The organism is uncultured Altererythrobacter sp. (genome assembly GCF_913057185.1).
In the GTDB taxonomy this organism is placed as follows: Bacteria; Pseudomonadota; Alphaproteobacteria; order Sphingomonadales; family Sphingomonadaceae; genus Erythrobacter; species Erythrobacter rubellus.
The window spans coordinates 203548-220499 of sequence record NZ_CAJXNK010000002.1; the positions used below are offsets into that span (position 1 = coordinate 203548).

18 protein-coding genes and 1 tRNA gene are annotated in these 16952 nt (G+C 58.3%); 5 read left to right on the forward strand and 14 right to left on the reverse strand.

What is annotated here, in order from left to right:
- Positions 1-49: 49 nt before the first annotated feature.
- From QZ487_RS08815 to QZ487_RS08855, 9 genes are all read right to left on the reverse strand, one after another.
- Positions 50-847, reverse strand: a complete 798-nt coding sequence (locus QZ487_RS08815; RefSeq protein WP_296025322.1) for a phosphoadenylyl-sulfate reductase — start codon at positions 845-847, stop codon at positions 50-52.
- Positions 840-1322, reverse strand: a complete 483-nt coding sequence (locus tag QZ487_RS08820; RefSeq protein WP_296024412.1) for a DUF934 domain-containing protein — start codon at positions 1320-1322, stop codon at positions 840-842. The genes QZ487_RS08815 and QZ487_RS08820 overlap by 8 nt, the downstream gene beginning before the upstream one ends.
- Positions 1312-2949: a nitrite/sulfite reductase gene (locus tag QZ487_RS08825; RefSeq protein ID WP_285975572.1), complete on the reverse strand. Its 1638-nt coding sequence runs from the start codon at positions 2947-2949 to the stop codon at positions 1312-1314. The genes QZ487_RS08820 and QZ487_RS08825 overlap by 11 nt, the downstream gene beginning before the upstream one ends.
- A complete protein-coding gene (locus QZ487_RS08830; RefSeq protein WP_285975571.1) occupies positions 2949-3245 on the reverse strand; it encodes a DUF2849 domain-containing protein in 297 nt (98 codons plus the stop codon). The genes QZ487_RS08825 and QZ487_RS08830 overlap by 1 nt, the downstream gene beginning before the upstream one ends.
- Entirely contained in the window at positions 3242-4000 is a 759-nt protein-coding gene (gene cobA / locus QZ487_RS08835) for a uroporphyrinogen-III C-methyltransferase (RefSeq protein ID WP_296024417.1), read from the reverse strand. The genes QZ487_RS08830 and cobA overlap by 4 nt, the downstream gene beginning before the upstream one ends.
- A 106-nt stretch (positions 4001-4106) precedes the next feature.
- Entirely contained in the window at positions 4107-5207 is a 1101-nt protein-coding gene (locus QZ487_RS08840; RefSeq protein ID WP_296024420.1) for a mechanosensitive ion channel domain-containing protein, read from the reverse strand.
- The gene (gene metC, locus QZ487_RS08845; protein WP_296024423.1) at positions 5204-6412 is read right to left on the reverse strand and encodes a cystathionine beta-lyase; all 1209 of its coding nucleotides are present in this window, start codon (positions 6410-6412) and stop codon (positions 5204-5206) included. Before metC ends, QZ487_RS08840 begins: the two co-directional genes overlap by 4 nt.
- On the reverse strand, positions 6409-7251 hold the full coding sequence (locus tag QZ487_RS08850; protein ID WP_296024426.1) for a sulfurtransferase: 843 nt from the start codon (positions 7249-7251) through the stop codon (positions 6409-6411). Before QZ487_RS08850 ends, metC begins: the two co-directional genes overlap by 4 nt.
- A gap of 48 nt (positions 7252-7299) precedes the next feature.
- On the reverse strand, positions 7300-8454 hold the full coding sequence (locus QZ487_RS08855) for a hypothetical protein (RefSeq protein ID WP_296024427.1): 1155 nt from the start codon (positions 8452-8454) through the stop codon (positions 7300-7302).
- 86 nt (positions 8455-8540) lie between these two features.
- On the opposite strand from QZ487_RS08855, the gene queF reads away from it, so the two are divergent.
- Positions 8541-8999 (forward strand): preQ(1) synthase, encoded by a 459-nt coding sequence (gene queF, locus QZ487_RS08860; protein WP_285975565.1) that lies wholly within the window; start codon positions 8541-8543, stop codon positions 8997-8999.
- Positions 9000-9143: 144 nt separating this feature from the next.
- Here queF and QZ487_RS08865 read toward each other — a convergent pair whose 3' ends face one another.
- The 3 genes from QZ487_RS08865 to QZ487_RS08875 all read right to left on the reverse strand — a co-directional run bounded on the left by QZ487_RS08865 (position 9144) and on the right by QZ487_RS08875 (position 10662).
- Positions 9144-9557 (reverse strand): holin family protein, encoded by a 414-nt coding sequence (locus tag QZ487_RS08865; protein WP_296024430.1) that lies wholly within the window; start codon positions 9555-9557, stop codon positions 9144-9146.
- Positions 9558-9625: 68 nt separating this feature from the next.
- Positions 9626-10510 (reverse strand): CoA ester lyase, encoded by an 885-nt coding sequence (locus tag QZ487_RS08870; RefSeq protein ID WP_296024431.1) that lies wholly within the window; start codon positions 10508-10510, stop codon positions 9626-9628.
- A gap of 75 nt (positions 10511-10585) precedes the next feature.
- Positions 10586-10662 (reverse strand) — tRNA-Pro (locus QZ487_RS08875).
- 237 nt (positions 10663-10899) lie between these two features.
- Between QZ487_RS08875 and yajC the strand changes: the two genes are divergently transcribed.
- The 3 genes from yajC to secF are packed head-to-tail and all read left to right on the forward strand — an operon-like array spanning position 10900 to position 13861.
- Positions 10900-11220, forward strand: a complete 321-nt coding sequence (yajC, locus tag QZ487_RS08880) for a preprotein translocase subunit YajC (RefSeq protein ID WP_296024434.1) — start codon at positions 10900-10902, stop codon at positions 11218-11220.
- Between the two features lie 42 nt (positions 11221-11262).
- Positions 11263-12867, forward strand: a complete 1605-nt coding sequence (gene secD / locus QZ487_RS08885; protein ID WP_296024437.1) for a protein translocase subunit SecD — start codon at positions 11263-11265, stop codon at positions 12865-12867.
- 13 nt (positions 12868-12880) lie between these two features.
- Positions 12881-13861, forward strand: a complete 981-nt coding sequence (gene secF, locus QZ487_RS08890) for a protein translocase subunit SecF (RefSeq protein ID WP_296024440.1) — start codon at positions 12881-12883, stop codon at positions 13859-13861.
- Between the two features lie 37 nt (positions 13862-13898).
- Here secF and QZ487_RS08895 read toward each other — a convergent pair whose 3' ends face one another.
- A complete protein-coding gene (locus QZ487_RS08895; protein WP_296024443.1) occupies positions 13899-14471 on the reverse strand; it encodes a helix-turn-helix transcriptional regulator in 573 nt (190 codons plus the stop codon).
- 101 nt (positions 14472-14572) lie between these two features.
- Here QZ487_RS08895 and QZ487_RS08900 point away from each other — a divergent pair, with 101 nt between their 5' ends.
- The gene (locus QZ487_RS08900) at positions 14573-15046 is read left to right on the forward strand and encodes a DUF6456 domain-containing protein (RefSeq protein ID WP_296024446.1); all 474 of its coding nucleotides are present in this window, start codon (positions 14573-14575) and stop codon (positions 15044-15046) included.
- A gap of 53 nt (positions 15047-15099) precedes the next feature.
- Here QZ487_RS08900 and QZ487_RS08905 read toward each other — a convergent pair whose 3' ends face one another.
- Entirely contained in the window at positions 15100-16917 is a 1818-nt protein-coding gene (locus tag QZ487_RS08905; protein ID WP_296024449.1) for an ABC-F family ATP-binding cassette domain-containing protein, read from the reverse strand.
- Positions 16918-16952: the final 35 nt, after the last annotated feature.

A 16952-nucleotide genomic window follows, 5' to 3' on the forward strand; every position in this document is an offset into this window, starting at 1 on the left:
TCATCAAGTGCTCGGCCCTGCCAATCGGTCGGGCCGGGTGCTTGAGCTCTTACAGAAACGGCTCGTATCCCGGTGGCAATTCACCATCTTCGGTCAGCGGGGTGTGGATGCCGCATTCGGTCTTGTCCCAGCCTTTCCAGCGGCCCGAACGCGGGTCTTCGCCCGGTGCGACCTTGTTGGTGCAAGGCGAACAGCCGATTGAAGGGTAGCCTTGCGCCACCAGCGGGTGCTGCGGGAGATAGTGCATCACAAAATATGCAGCAATCTGGCTCGCATCCCAATCGATTAACGGGTTAATCTTCAAGCGGCCTTGTGCGTCCGATGTATCGATTTCGAACCGCGGCAAGTTCGCGCGGGTCGCCGATTGGAATGATTTGCGGCCAGTGAAGCTTGCATCATATCCTGCGAGCGCTTTTGCCAGCGGCTTGACCTTGCGAATCTCGCAGCAACCATCGGGGTCGTAGGACCAGCGCAAGCCGGTTTCGTCCTTCGTTTGAAGCTCTTCCACTTCGGGATAGAGATTGATCAGATTGGTGAGACCAAGACGCTCAGCCAGATCATCACGATAAGCAAGTGTCTCGGCAAAGTGCTTGCCGGTCTCCAGAAAGAGCACCGGCACGCTCGGATCGATGCTTCCGATCAGATGTAGTAGTACCGCACTTTCCGCGCCAAAACTTGACACCGTGGCAACGTCACCGGCAAGGCCATCCATGATCACCGCTTCGAGCATTTCCTCGGTCGAGGCGCCCCGAAACAGATTGTTCAGGCGCACAGCATCATGCTCGGTAAAGCGCGGGCCTGTGTCGATGCGGTCGACCGCGCGAATGTCTGTCACAGGCTTATTCATGGCCCACATTTGCGTGACGGCGGTCCGGTACCGGCTGACGCGTGTCGGCCGCGTGCTGGTAGACATTCTCCCAGCGCGCAAAGGCAGTCTCCGCGTCCGCTTCGTCGAGTTTGCTGTCCGGGGCAAATGCATCAAACCCGCAGCGGCGAAGATAAGCGAGCTGATCAATGCCAATATCGCCTACAGCGCGCAGTTCACCTTCGTAGCCTGCCTCGCGCAGTACGCGTGCGGAGGAGTATCCGCGCCCGTCACCAAAAGAGGGGAAGTTTACTTCGATCAAGCGAAGGCGCTCCAGATGCGGGAGCAATGCACGCGCGTCATCGCCCGGCTCAATCCGCACCGCAGCGGCATTGGATTGCTCAAGGAAGCTGTCGACGGTGACTTGTGCGTGATCGGCCACCTCGTCGTCGCGAAATCGGAACTGCACATCGTCGGGGCTGGTACCGAAATCGGTTTCGGAAACATCATTCGCCATAAAGCGCCTCCTTGAAGGGATCCATGCCGATCCGGCGGTAGGTATCGAGAAACCGTTCACCTTCCTCCCGTTTGTCGAGATAGATGTCTGTGACGGTTTCGACGGCGCTAATGATGCCCGCCTCGTCAAAGCCACGCCCGGTGATCTTGGCTAGCGACGTGTCTTGCGCTTCGCTTCCACCGAGCAGCAGCTGGTAGTTCTCGACGCCCTTCTTATCGACACCCAGAATGCCAATGTGGCCGGCATGGTGGTGTCCGCATGCGTTGATGCAGCCCGAAATCTTGAGCTTGAGTTCGCCAAGTTCCCTAGTCTTGCCGGTTTCAGCGAAACGCTTGGAGATTTGCTGGGCAAGCGGGATCGAACGCGCATTGGCGAGGCTGCAATAATCGAGCCCGGGACAAGCAATAATATCCTCGATCGTATCGAGATTGGGTGAGCCAAGCCCCGCCGCGTCGAGCCTTGTCCAGAGCGCATGAAGATCGGCAATCCTTACATGCGGCAGCACGATGTTCTGTGTGTGGGTGACGCGGCTTTCGTCGAAGGAATATTCTTTTGACAGCTCTGCCATCAGATGCATTTGTTCAGTGGAAGCATCGCCCGGAATGCCGCCTACCGGCTTCAGGCTGATGACTGCGCTGACATAGCCGGGCGCTTTGTGCGGGTGTGTGTTCTGATCGGCCCACAGGGCAAAATCCGGATCGCTGCGGTCGATCTCGGTCGGAAGTCCGGTTTCGAACGCCGGATCGGCGAAATAAGGCTTGATCCGCTCCAGCTCGGCCAATGGTGGCTCGACACCTTGCTCCAACAAATGCACGAATTCTTGCTCGACTTGACAGGTGTATTCATCCGCGCCCAGCTCATGAACCAGGATCTTGATCCGGGCCTTGTACTTGTTGTCGCGGCGACCGTAGCGATTGTACACGCGCAAGCAGGCCTCGGAATAGGTGATCAGCTGATCAAGCGGCACGAAATCACGGATTGGTGGAGCAATCATCGGGGTGCGCCCCATGCCCCCGCCGACATAGAAGCGCGCACCGATTTCACCTGCATCATTCTTCACTATCTGGATGCCGATATCGTGCAGCTTCATCGCTGCGCGGTCGTTCTCGCTTGCGATCACCGCGATTTTGAACTTGCGCGGTAGAAAGCTGAATTCAGGATGGAAACTCGACCATTGCCTCAGCAATTCAGCATAAGGCCTTGGATCAATCAGCTCATCTGCCGCAGCGCCGGCGAAATGGTCAGAACTGATATTGCGGATGCAATTGCCGCTAGTCTGGATCGCATGCATTTCGACCTTAGCGAGATCAGCGAGGAGATCGGGCGCTTCTTCCAGCTTGATCCAGTTATACTGAATGTTCTGACGCGTGGTGAAATGGCCGTATCCGCGGTCATACTTCTCGGCGATGTCCGCCAGTGCGTGCATTTGCGCGGAGTTGAGAGTCCCATAGGGAATGGCAACGCGCAGCATATAGGCATGCAGTTGCAGATATAGGCCGTTCATCAGGCGTAGCGGGCGGAATTGCTCTTCGCTCAGCTTGCCTTCCAAGCGGCGGCGGGTCTGGTCGCGGAATTCCTCGACGCGGGTCTCGACCATTGCCTGATCATAACTGTCGTACTTGTACATTAGATCACCCAATCCATGGCTGTCGGGTCTTTAGGTTTGAGTGTCAGGTCAGGCCGAACAGTGGGGCCAAGCGCGCGGACTCGGTCTTTGATATGGGCAGGGCGGACGCCTTTTTCGTCGCGGCTCGCGTCCAGAACATAGGCCGAGTTAACACGGCGCGCTGACTGCTCACGGGCGATGATTTCATCGGCACGATCGCCAACGTCAACGGCGTCATCGACATAGAGCGACCAGCCGGTGCCATCCCACCAGACTACAGCGCCGCTTTCCAGGTTGTTTCCGGTAAGGATGTTCATCGCGCAGACTCCTGAGCCAACTTGGCGAGCGAGATATCGTCGCGGGCAGTCACTTCACCGATAACAATCAGCGCAGGGCTTTGTATCGCATGCAGTTCAACCAGTTCAGGTAGCCCGGCCAGCAGTCCGCGAATAATCCGCATTTCCCGGCGCGCAGCGTTCTCGATCACCGCTACGGGCATGTCTGGTGTGAGGCCGTCTTCCATCAGCTTTTCCGCGATCTGAGGTGCGGTCTTTACGCCCATGTAAATAACAAGCGTGCGCCCTTTTCCGGCCAACCCGTTCCAATCCTGATCCGACAGACCTTTGCACTGGCCCGCCACAAAACTGACAATGCTGGATGCATCGCGATGGGTAAGCGCGATCTGGGCGGCCGCCGCTGCGCCATTCGCGGCGCTGATACCCGGAACGATCTCTACTGGAACACCGGCTGCGCGCGCGTCTTCTGCTTCTTCGCCGCCGCGCCCGAAGATCAGTGGGTCACCACCTTTGAGGCGGACAACGTCACGCCCGGCCTTGGCTTCGCGGATGAGAAGCGCGTTGATTTGCTCTTGCGGGAGCGTGTGCCGGGATCGCTGCTTGGCAACGCTGATCAGTTCTGCATCGTCGCGTGCGAGCGCCAGAATGGCTGGATCGACCAGGCCGTCATGCACGATGATCTGCGCATTTTCGATCAAGCGCGCAGCGCGCAACGTTAGCAGGTCAGGATCACCTGGGCCTGCGCCAACGAGATATATGGTTCCGGGGATTTGCATGGCCGGGAAATGGGCCAATGGTGCCCACCTCGCCAGCGAGAATGGATTTTATACCGCGTAGGAAAGCTATACCTGCCCGCTGTAACGTCGACTAAGTTTATGAAAGTTAGGAGGAAGTTTCACGCGCGGTGATCGCATCCATCAGCTCGTCAAACTGTTTGCTGGTACGGATGTGCAGGTCACGCTGCGGGAAAGGGATCTCTATATTGTGCTCTTTGAACAGTTCCCAGATCCGCGTGTAAACATCCGAACGAATGTTCGCCATGCCTTCTTCCGGATCCTGGATCCAGAAGCGCAGCTCAAAGTCGACCGAGCTGTCGCCAAATCCCATTAAATTCACGCGTGGCTTTGGCGTGTTCAATACGCGGGGCACATCATTAACAGCCTGATAGAGCAGTTCTGTGACCAGGTTCAGGTCGCTGTCATAGGACACCCCTATCGGCGTTTTCACGCGCACATCCTTGGAGCTGTAAGACCAATTGACCACCTGGTTGATCATCAGGTTTTCATTCGGGATCAGATGCTCTGTCTGATCTCGGGTAATCACTGAAATTGCGCGAATGCCAATCTTGCGGATCTGCCCGATTGCTTCGTTTCCTGCCTGATCGGTTACAGAGATCACATCGCCCGGCTTGATAGACTTGTCGAGCAACAGAATGATCCCCGAGATCAGGTTCCCGAAGGTTTTCTGAAGGCCGAAACCGATGGCGAGGCCGAAGGCGCCGCCAAAGAAAGCCAGCGCAGTCAGGTCAATGCCCAGCAGATCGATGCCGATCAGGAACGCCAGCGCCCATATGGCGATCGTGCTGAGTTTTTCAGCGAGCAGCTTTTGCGTGCTGTCAAAACGCGAGATACGTTTGATCAAGCTGCGGCTAAGACGGTTTGCCATCCATGCGGCAGTCAAAACAAGCAGAATGACGGTGATGATCAGCAGCACATCAAGAGTGGAAATCCGCAGATCGCCAATCTCGAAAGCCCATGCGTCGAGTGACTCGAGAATTCCGCCTACAGTCTCGCTTTTCTCCGAAACCGCGTCTTTCAGCCCCTGCGAACCCTCGATCACTTCGACGGGTGCCTCGTCCGGAGCCTCAGGGGTAGGCTCGACAACTGGCATCTCGGTCGCACCGTCTGCGCCTTGCTCCGCGCCTTCAGCGAATGCTTGTTCGCCGTCGGCTGTTTCAGCAGGCAAAGTGGCAGAGGTTGTCATGCGTTATCCATTTTAACGAAAGCCTGTGTCAGATCGGCGATCAAATCGTCAGGGTCTTCTAGCCCGATCGATAACCTAACGCCAAGTTTGTCTTGCGGGTCCCACGAAGCGGGCGGCCAACTCGCGGCGCTGCGGATTGGCGCGGGATCGAATGGGAGCGCCAGGCTCTCAAAACCACCCCAGCTATAACCAATGCCGAACAATTCGAGATTATCAACCAGCCGGGCGCGGGCAGCATCATCGCGACCTTTCAGGACGAAACTGAATAGCCCGCAAGCGCCGCTAAAGTCCCTGCTCCACAGTTCATGTCCCGCATCACCGGGCAGCATGGGGCACAGCACATGCGCGACTTCAGGCCGGGTCTTGAGCCATTCAGCGATTGCCAGTGCCGACTTTGTGCTTTGTTCCAGCCGTACGTGCATTGTCCGGAGCCCGCGCAGCATAAGCGAGGCATCGTCTGGCGACACAACCTGTCCCAATTGCTGGCTCGTCAGGCGCAGCGCGCGATACCAGCGTTCGCCCGCACTGGCAGAGCCCATCATCGCATCCGAATGTCCGCTGACATGCTTGGTCAGGCTCATCACGCTGATATCGCATCCGTGTCGGATTGCTGGAAAGCCAAGTGGCGTAGCCCAGGTATTGTCGATCAGGCTGACTGCGCCTTTTTCTCGCGCGATCCGGGCCATGGCGGGAACATCGCAGACTTCCATGGTCAGGCTGCCCGGGCTTTCCAGCCAAACTGCGCGCGTCTGTTCGCAGAACGCCTGATGGTAGGCTTCCAGATCCGTCGGATCGAAGAAACGGTGCTCGACACCCCATTTCTTGAGCAGCCCGCTCGCCATCAAGCGGCTGGGCTCATAAGAATTATCACTCACCAGCAGAACATCACCCGGGCGAAGTACCGCCATAAGTGCGCCGGCAATCGCGGCCACCCCGCTGGGATACAACACGGTGCCATGCGCGCCTGGCTCTATCTCTGTCAGCGCTTCAGCCAATGCCCATTGCGTTTGAGCGCCACGTCGCCCGTAGTAAAATACGCCGTCATGATTGTTCTTGAGCGTCTCTGTGCGCTCGGCCTCGCTTGCATATAGATGCGTGCTCGCGCGAACGACCGGAGGGTTGACCACGCGACCTGTCCATTCAGGCTTCCGGCCTGCTTCAACCAGCTTTGTTGCAGGTTTATGTTCTTTGCTGCCAGCGCTCATGCCTTCACCGTGGCGTTTGGTGTGTCCGGATCGCTGCCCCAATCAAGCCAGCTGCCGTCGTAGAGTGCGGTGTCATCCCGACCTGTGAGATGAAGCGCGAAGATCAGCACGCAAGCGGTCACGCCGCTGCCGCAAGTTGTAATCACTGGCTTTTCTGCCGTGATGCCGGCTTCGCCCAACGCCTTGCGTAGATCTTCGGGCGCCTTGTATGTGCCATCTGTATTGAACAATGTGGAAAATGGTAGGTTGCAGGAGCCGGGAATGTGCCCTGTCGGCTGGCCATGCACTGTATCTCCCGTAGAACCTGAGAACCGTCCGGCATCGCGTGCATCAAGCACCTGTGCCGCTTCGCTGCTGATATTGGCCAGAATATCGCGCTTGAAACGGATGCGATCAGGTTGAGGCAAGACAAAATGGTCTTTTGGTTGGCATGCCGCAGTGCCGCTTTCCAACGCGCGATTTTCGGCTTTCCATTTGGCAAGACCGCCGTCGAGGATCGCGACGTTTTCCAGCCCGTGCGCACGGCACAAGAACCAGGCGCGAGCAGCGGTTTTGACTGCGCTGTCATCATAAAACACGATCCGGCTGGATCGGTCGGCTCCCAAGCGCGCCAGTTCTGCGGTCAACTGCTCCGGGCGCGGCAGGGCTTGGGGCACATCCGACGTTTCATCGACAAGCCGGGCGAGGTCGAAAAAGCGGGCGCCCGGAATATGCCCCTTTAGAAACTCTTTGCCTGCGTCGCGGCCAGCGCCGGGTAAATGCCGGCTGGCATCCAACACAATGAGATCTGCGGCACCAAGCTCTGCAGCAAGCCATTCTGTAGAAACGAGACTATCCATTGGCAGCAGGAGTAGCCGCGATGCGCGCGCGCGTCGAGAGGGTTAAACTCAGGCGTCAAGCCGCTTGGCCTGCACCCCATCATAACCACCAGGAGGCCCAGACAGGGGGAGTGGTTGCAATCGACCACCGGGCTGCAAGGCTGCAAGTCCGATCAGGAAGGTGTGAAAATGAGGCTCGATGCCCTCCGCCTCGATCCGCAAACGCAAAAGAGGCACGCAAAGCGGGGTTTGTCCTTGGCGGAACACTTCAATCTCGCTCAGCGGCAGCTGCAATTGCCCGCCCAGCGTCTCCATCTGATGCGGACCTATGCGGTCGGTTTGCCCTAGTTCCGCCAGCGAAGACTGAGCGCTGGCCATTTGTTGATCCATCGGCAAGCCGCGCTTCGCACTGATCAAATCAGCTTGAACACGCACGTCACGCAATGCGCGGTCTTGGCGGTTGGCGAGTTCAACGTGGAATTTGAGGGTCAGCATCATGACGCTGCGCATCATGTTATCGACCTGGATATTGGTCTTCATCCGGTCTGCGCGGATAGGTGCGTTACTTGCTTGGCCATTTCCCGCTGACGGCACAATGGGCGGCTCGATCGGAGCCGGTCCTGCGACTGCCCGTTTTCTGGCGAATGCCCAACCTCCTGCACCGGCTGCAAGTAACAAGGCGACCAATCCTGCAGCCCAGATCCACCAATTGGGAAGTCCGGGTGTGCCCGCGAGAACCGGTGCCTCCGCCGTTTGTGATGGCGCGATAGGTTCGGGTGTTGGCAGCGCTATCGAAGGAGTGATCACCTCTGACTCAGGCTCCGGATTGCTCGCGTTCAGATCGCTTGCCGATACCGGCTGCGAAGGCAGCGGGTTGCTGGGTACGGTACGCGGTGCAACTATTGGCTGCGTAGCTGATGGTGACGGCGCAGGTAATTGAGCTGGAGTTGGTGTTGGTGTGCTGGTTGGTGATTGCACCGAGGCCGGGGCAGGTGTGGGCGTAGGTGAAGGCTCTCTGATCGTGCGAGGAGGGATCGCAACACCTGCTGCTTCGTCGACCGGGCCTGCTGCTTCGGACGTCGGCGACGGTGTTGGCGTTCCAACCGGGGTAAGCGTAAAATCCTGCACCCTCTGCTGCGCAAACGCAGGCGGGTTGATCAGTGCTATCGCGAGCAGGGAAGGGATCAGGGCAATTGCAGGTTTCATAGCTATCAATTTGGTCAAGCGGGTGCGGCGCTGAATAGTGAGTGAACCCATCGCAATCCAGCCAAACTCTTGCACTTGGCGTCACTTCGCGGCAACAGCGCGGCATGAGCGACACACCAAAACCGCAGTTTCTCGGCAAACAGACCGATCTTCCCGATTCACCAGAGAAGGCGCAGCTCGACTATGTGCCCAATCCACGCGAAGGGACGCTGTATCTGGTGCGCTTTGCCGCGCCGGAGTTCACTTCGCTTTGCCCGGTGACCGGGCAACCCGATTTTGCGCATCTTGTGATCGATTATGCGCCGGGCCAGACGATCGTTGAATCGAAAAGCCTGAAGCTTTTTCTGGGGTCGTTCCGCAATCACAACGGGTTTCATGAAGATGTGACTGTTGGCATTGGCCAGCGTCTGGCAGCGGAAATGAAGCCGCAATGGCTGCGTATCGGTGGTTATTGGTATCCGCGCGGCGGGATTCCGATCGACGTGTTCTGGCAGACCGGGCCTGCGCCGGAAGGGCTTTGGGTGCCGGAACAAGGCGTGCAAAGCTATCGCGGACGTGGCTAGCCGCCGAATTCGGCGATAGCTTCGATTACAAAGCGTGGGCGGACTGTAGCGCTGGTCAATTAGTCGGACGCGCTTCAAGCGCGCATAAATTTCGATACTCAACCGATGATCGATAGTGGTTTGATAGCCTGCGCCGTCAACAGCTCACCTATCAACTCCCTTTACCTTCCCCCATTGGCGTGCAGCAGTATAGCCGAGGTATCCGGTGCCGAAGAGGACATAGAGCGCTTCGGGTAGCGCCCCCAGATATCCGGTCATGCCTTCGCCGATTGCTTTGGCAGCAGCGGGATCGAACGCCGCGATGATCCCCATCGGCACGCTGAACAGGATCAGCGCATACATGACGTAGAGAAAGCTGGGGCGGGCGCGGCTGGTACACGGGTCTTCCGATTGCGCTTCGGCGACGATGGCTTGCAGGCGCGCTTCAATCAGTTCCATCTCCTGCGTGCCTTGCAGCTGGATCTGCTCAAGTTTGGCCTTGGAGCGGGCTTCCTTGTCCGGGATCAGCTTGTCGATCAGCGAGGCGAGGGGGCCGATCAGTGCGTCGATAAGGGCCATGGGACATGCTCCTGTGAACTGGAATCACAGCGGATATAACCAAATGGGTTCATGTAGGAAAATTGGCTCTATTCGCCCGCTTCGGCAAGCAGCCTTTCCGCGAGCGCGAGGTGCGGCCGATCGAGCATTTGCCCGTCCAGACCAGCTGTACCAGCGCCCGGATTGTCAGCAAACGCCTGCACAATGGCGCGGGCATGCGCAATCTCCTCCGCGCTGGGTGTGAAGGCTTCGTTGATCACATCGACTTGCGCCGGGTGGATCGCCAACATTCCGCGATAGCCCTGGCCACGCACCATTAGCGCGCGCTCGCGCAGCTTATCGAGATCGCGGAATTCGGGCATAACCGTTTCGATAGGAGCGCAGCCCGCTGCGACCGCGCCAAGCAGGCACAGGTTCCGCGCCATCTCGTACATCGGCATGTACGAACCATCGGCCTGATGTTGAACGCGTGCACCAAGTGCTGAAGACAAATCTTCTGCGCCCCAGCTCATCGCGATGAGCCTCGGTGCCCCCTCATAATCGCCGCAATGGAACATGGCTTTCGGCGTCTCTGTGACCAGCGCTGCGACATGGGTCGAGCGGTTCTGGATGCCGTATTCCGCCTCGCGAATGGTCAACATTGCGTCGAGCGCTTCAACGTCTGCTTTGCCTTCCGCCTTGGGCAGGAAAAGTCCGCCGGGCGCCGCGCCCATGATTGCATCAAGATCGGCTTCGATCTCTCCGCTGCGCAACGGATTGACCCGAACCCAGATGCGGTGCTTGTCTTCGCGCGTCTTCAGAAAATCGGCCACCGCCGTGCGGGCAGCCGGCTTGTTTTCCGGAGAGACGGAGTCTTCCAGATCGAGCAGCACAATGTCTGCCGCGCTATCGCTGGCCTTGGTCATCTTGCGCTCGCTATCGCCGGGCGCGAACAGCCAGCTGCGCATTCTGGACGGGGCGGAAGTCTCGCTCATGGAAAAATCTCCTCAGCCGCGCGGGTTAGAGCGCGCAAAGGGGAGGTGCAAGCCAACTTATGAGGGGTAAACCACTGGTCGGGAAGACAGGATTCGAACCTGCGACCCCCACACCCCCAGTGTGATGCGCTACCAGGCTGCGCTACTTCCCGAACCGAGTGGAAGCGCGCCTATAGGAGCGGGACTTGCTGCTTGCAAGACATGTCATTGAGCCGATGATGCGGGTGTGGACGGCGCGCCACACTTGGTGCAGTTCCAATTGCGAGCGGCTTGCATTGCTGCTAACCGCGCCCACTTACCGTGAATGGGGAGACGAGGTCGCGCACTATACGGTGCGAAACTGAGGCAACCCGCTTGAGTTTAATTCCAGTCTCACAGGCTTAAAACCAATGTTCGAAATTCTTGCCGCCGCGGCCACCGTCGACGCACCACCAGCATGGATCCAATGGCTGCCGATTATCGGTATGATCCTGATCTTCTGGTTTCTGATTATCCGTCCGCAAATGAAGCGGCAGAAGGAACACCAGCAGAAGATCGAAGCGATCAAGAAGGGCGATCAGGTCGTCACCGCCGGCGGGCTTGTGGGCAAAGTGCACAAGGTGGATGACACCTATGTGGAGCTGGATATTGCGCAGGGTGTTCGCGTGAAAGCGGTCAAGAGCACCATCGGAGATATCATCCCGCCGGGCGGCAGTGCAGCGAACGACTGACGCAAAACCTAGGCGCGACTGAACGGACGGAAGATTCTACCGATGCTCGACTTTCCTAGATGGAAGAAGATTTGGCTCTGGGGCCTCACGCTAATTGCAGCGGCCGCCGCTCTGCCGACGCTTTTGGCTTCGACCAATATCGATATTCCGGACTTTCTCCCTCAGCCGACAGTCAATCTGGGGCTGGACCTGGCGGGTGGCAGCCACATTCTGCTTGAAGCGGATCCGGCACAGGTCGCCGCACAGCGGCTGGAGAATATGGAAGAAACCGTGCGCACAACGCTGCGCGGTTCGGTCCCGGAAAACCGCATCCGCATTGGCGATGTATCGACCGCCAACGGCGAGTTGAGCTTCATGGTCGACAATCCAGCCGATGTTGATCGTGCGCGCGAGTTGCTGCTGCCGGTTATGAACGGCACCGGGCTGGTTCGTGAATGGGATTTGCGGGTCGAGGATGGCCAGCAGATGATCCTGGCTCCGACTGGCGATGGCCTGGATACAGCAGTCGATCAGGCGATGGAAACGGCGATCGAAGTGATCCGGCGCCGTATTGACTCGCTAGGAACGCGCGAGCCGACGATCATTCGTCAGGGTGACACACGTATCGTGGTCCAGGTCCCGGGTCTGGACGATCCGGATCAGCTCAAAGCCTTGCTGGGTCAAACCGCGCAGCTTGAATTCAAGATGGTCGACCAATCGGCTTTGCCGAGCGATGTCCAGCAAGGCATTGCGCCGCTGGGATCGGAGATCTTCCCCTATGCGGAATCGTCGCAGTTTGCGGGCACTTCGGTTGCGGTACGACGGTTGGGCGGTATTCGCGGTGACAGCCTGATCAACGCGCAGCAGAGCTTTGATCCGCAAACGAATGAGCCGGTTGTTTCGATTACATTTGATCAACAGGGCGGACAGCGTTTTGCGCAGCTCAGCACGCAGAATGTCGGACGTTTGTTTGCGATTATTCTGGACGGCAATGTGCTTTCGACGCCGGTGTTCAATGAACCGATCCTGGGCGGTACAGCGCAGATATCAGGTGGCTTCACCACCGAAACAGCCAACAACCTCGCCATCTCGCTTCGCTCTGGTGCATTGCCGGTCGATCTGTCCGTTATCGAAGAACGCACAGTTGGGCCGGACCTGGGTGCAGACTCGATCCGCAAGGGCATGCTCGCGATGCTGATCGGCTCGGCTGCGGTCATCGCCTTGATGATCGCAAGCTATGGCCGCTTTGGCGTCTATGCGACCATTGCGTTGGTATTCAACGTGATGATCCTGCTTGGCATCATGGCGGGCCTCAACACTACGCTGACGCTGCCGGGCATTGCCGGCTTTGTGCTGACAATTGGTGCTGCGGTGGACGCCAACGTGCTGATCAACGAACGAATACGCGAAGAACGCAAACGCGGACGACGGGTCGTAGCCGCGGTCGAGAATGGCTATAAAGAGGCGAGCCGCGCGATTTACGACGCGAACATCACCAACTTTATCGCCGGTGTCCTGTTGTTCATGTTCGGTACGGGGCCGGTCCGTGGCTTTGCCGTGGTGCTTGTGATCGGGCTGTTCACCAGCGTCTTCACCGCCGTTGTACTCACGCGCATGTGGGTGGCCGGATGGCTGCGCAATGCGCGACCCAACGATCTAAGTCTATAAGGGGATTTGACCGATGCGACTTCTCAAACTTGTCCCCGATGATACCAACATCAAATTCCTCAAGCTGCGGATTCCGTTTTTTGTCGTCAGCATGCTGCTGATTGCGGCGAGCTGGGCGGCTGTATTCACCCAAGGCCTCAACTACGGCGTCGATTTCGCTGGCGGTCAGGAAATCCGCGCGACATTTGTCGGGGAAGCTGAGGCGCCCGTGGCCGAGCTTCGACAGACAGTCAGCGCGCTTGAGGTGGTGGAAGATCCCGTGATTCAGCGCTTCGGCGAGCCCAATCAGGTTTCGATTCGTGTGAAACTGCCGGCAGAGGCCGAAGGGCAGCCGGAATTCGCGGCCATGATGACAGAGCAGATTACGGCTGCGATGCGTGACGGGCATCCTGAAGTACGAATCGACGGCGTCGACAGCGTATCGGGCAAGGTTTCCGGCGAGTTCCGCAACGATGCTGCGCTCGCCCTGGTTGCAGCCATGCTGGCGGTGGCGATTTACATCTGGATCCGCTTCGAGTGGCAGTTCGGGGCAGGGGCGCTGTTCGCGCTGTTCCACGACGTGTCGTTGACGCTTGGCATGTTCGCGATCTTCCAGCTTGAGTTCAGCCTTCAGATCATCGCCGCAATTCTGGCGATCATCGGCTATTCGTTGAACGATACAATCGTGGTCTATGACCGTATCCGGGAAAATCTGAAGAAGTTCCGCAAGATGGACCTGACGGATTTGCTCGACCTGTCCGTCAATGAAACGCTGGCACGTACTGTGATGACCAGTTTGACGCTGTTCGTTGCGCTGCTGCCATTGCTGATTTTTGGCCCGGCCAGCCTGTTCGGACTGGTTGCCGCGATTACGCTCGGCTTGTTTATCGGTACGTACAGCTCGGTCTATATGGCTGCACCGATACTGATCTGGCTGGGTGTAACCTCTGACAGCTTTGTGCCGCAAGAAAGCGCAGCCGATTTGCAGGAAAAGAAGGCACGCGGGCTGACCTGAGCCTGCCCCTAAGCCTACCGTCGATAAACGCGTTCGATCAAAGCTTGCGCACCAGCATTTCCGCAACGGCTATCCATGCGGGATTGTCGATCACCTGCTGCTTTTGCCCTGTGCCCGGCGGCAGAATGCCTACCAGGTTTTCGCGCCGATCAATCAAGCGACCGAAGTAGAACCGACCGCCGGGGCGAGGGACCAGTACATCGCGATTGATGGCATGGCTGACATCGTCTCCGTCTAGCTGGCGCATCCACAGCAAATCACCGGGCCGAAACTCGCCGACGCTTTCTTCAACGCTCAGCACAGTCAGCGTTCCTTCGCCTGCGATATCAGCCGGGAGCATCGCTTCGCGCGGCTTGGCGAGTGCTTCGGGTCCGCTCGCGCGCAGTTGTGCAATGACCATGGGGGCCGGTGTGTCTTCGGACCGGACGATCATCTCCGTGTCGACTTCCAGCGCAGCCGCAATTCGGTCCATCCATTTCAGCGACAGATTGCGCATGCCCGTTTCCAGCCGCCCGATGGTTTGCGGGGTCGTGGGCGGATCGCAGGCTTCGGCCAGTTCGGCCAGTGTCAGTCCCTTGCTTTTGCGGATATCCCGGATGCGATTGATCACAGCAGCTCTCCTGAGGGCTAACCTAATTGGTGATTTTTCTTTCCTACAGCCCATTCAGCGTTGCAAGCCTGCGCTGCAATTCATCAACAGGAGACACGTTTATGCGGCGGATATTGGCGGAGAAGGAATTGACCCAGGAAGGCCTGGTTCGTGGATCAGGCGCTAAGGGCAAACGTCGCTCCGTCACTGTCAATCTGGCTGAATCTCCGCTCAGCTGGCTCCATGCGCGCGGCCATATTGACGAGCGACTGTTCGTTGCGGGCGAGCGTTTGCGCGATGACTATGAACGAGCACAATTGGGCGCGAATGTCACCATGCGATGGGATCCGGTGCGCGTGAAAACGACCGGCGAACAAGGCCTTACCGCAACCGAACGGCAGATCGCAGCCAAGGATCGTTTTGATGGCGCGCTGCGCGAAGCGGGCAGCGGTTTGCAGGACATCCTCTGGCGCGTGGTGTGTGCAGGGGAAGGCCTGCCTGACGCAGAAAAGCAGCTCGGTTGGCCTGCACGAAGCGGTAAGCTGGTCCTCAAGCTGGCGCTCGACCGTGTGGCGGATTTTTATCGGGTGCGGTAAGGTGGGGTTTATTGGGCCAGGACAGTGTTCCAATTGTTCCATCGTGTTGGAACTTACCCCTCAACCATCTCCGCAATCTCCAGCCAGCGCTCTTCGGCCGCGTCCTTTTCCGCGCGTGCGTTTTCCAAACCCTTGCTGATGGTCGCAAATTTCTGCGGGTCCTGGGTGTAGAGTTCGGGGTCCGACAGGATTTGCTCGCCCTTGGCGATTGCACCTTCCAGCTCTTCGATGCGGGCGGGAAGCAGTTCGTAATCGCGCTGATCCTTGTAGGACAGTTTGTCGGGCTTTGACTGTTTTTGCACCGCGGCTTGCGTGGTTGTATCGGGCTTCTTCTTCGTGCTTGATGATTTGGCCTTGGAGGTGATGGGCTGACGGCGTTTGCGCTCCCAATCCTCATAGCCGCCCGCAACCACATCAACACTGCCGCTGCCATCAAGGCCGAGCGTCAGCGTGACCGTGCGATCAAGGAAGTCGCGGTCGTGGCTGACGATCAGGACAGTTCCGTCATAGTCAGCAATCACTTCCTGCAGCAGGTCAAGCGTTTCCAGATCGAGATCGTTGGTTGGCTCGTCCAGAACCAGCAAATTCGACTTGCGGGCGAATTCGCGTGCCAGCAACAGCCGCGACTTTTCGCCGCCGGACAATATGCCGACCTTGGTGTCGACGATCTTGGGGTCGAACAGAAAGTCTTTAAGGTAAGCTTGAACATGCTTGCGATTGCCCCGCACGTCGAGCCAGTCACCACCCTCAGCCAGTACCTGACGCACTGTCGTGTCCGCTTCCATCAGGCTGCGCTGCTGATCGATCATCACGCCTGTCAGTTTCTTGGAGATCGTCACGCTGCCGCTGTCCGGCTCGAGCTCGCCAGTCAGCATTTTGAGCAGCGTCGTTTTGCCTGCACCGTTTGCACCCACAATACCGATCCGGTCGCCGCGCTGGATGCGCAGGCTGAACGGTTTGATAACAGCGCGGCCATCATAATACTTGGTGATGTTTTCGGCCACGATCACGGACTTCGACTTGAATTCCTCTTCGGTCGCCAATTTCAGTTTGGCGGTTCCGCCACCGGAAATCATTGCAGCGCGTTGCGCACGCATCTGCCACAATTTCTCAAGTCGACCTTGGTTGCGCTTGCGCCGTGCGGTGACACCACGCTCGAGCCAGTGCGCCTCGAGTTTCAGTTTGGTATCGAGCTTTTCAGTGGCACGGGCTTCCTCGGCGTAAACTTGCTCTTCCCATGCCTCGTATCCGCCAAAGCCGACATCCTTATGACGGATGATCCCGCGATCCAGCCACAGCGTTGCATTGGTCAGCCGTTTCAGAAACGTCCTGTCGTGGCTGATGACAACAAACGCGCCCTTGAAGCGTGTCAGCCAGTCTTCGAGCCAATCAATAGCGCTCAGGTCGAGATGGTTGGTCGGCTCGTCCATCAGCAGCAGGTCTGGCTCTTGCGCCAATGCCCGAGCAATGGCTGCGCGTCGCCTCTCGCCGCCGCTTGCCCCTTTGGAAGGGGTTGTCATGTCGATACCCAACTGACCGGCGATCGCTTCGACCTCATATTCAGCCGGCGCGTCCTCGCCCGCCAACGCCCAGTCCATCAAGGTCTCAAAACCGTCGAAGTCAGGGTCTTGCTCCAGCACAACCACGCGCGTGCCTTGCTTGACTTTTCGCTGGCCACGATCGGCTTCGATCTCGTCATTGATCAGGCGGAACAATGTAGTTTTGCCTGCCCCGTTGCGCCCGATCAGCGCGAGCCGATCGCGCGGACCGATATGCAGATCGATATCTTCGCGTTCTGGACCGCCCAGCAGCCAACGTCCGCCTTGCTGCAGGCCGAGACCTTCCCAGGAGAGGATTGGTGGTTGAGCCATAGTGGGCGGCAGGTAGGCGAGGGCGCGCCGCCCCG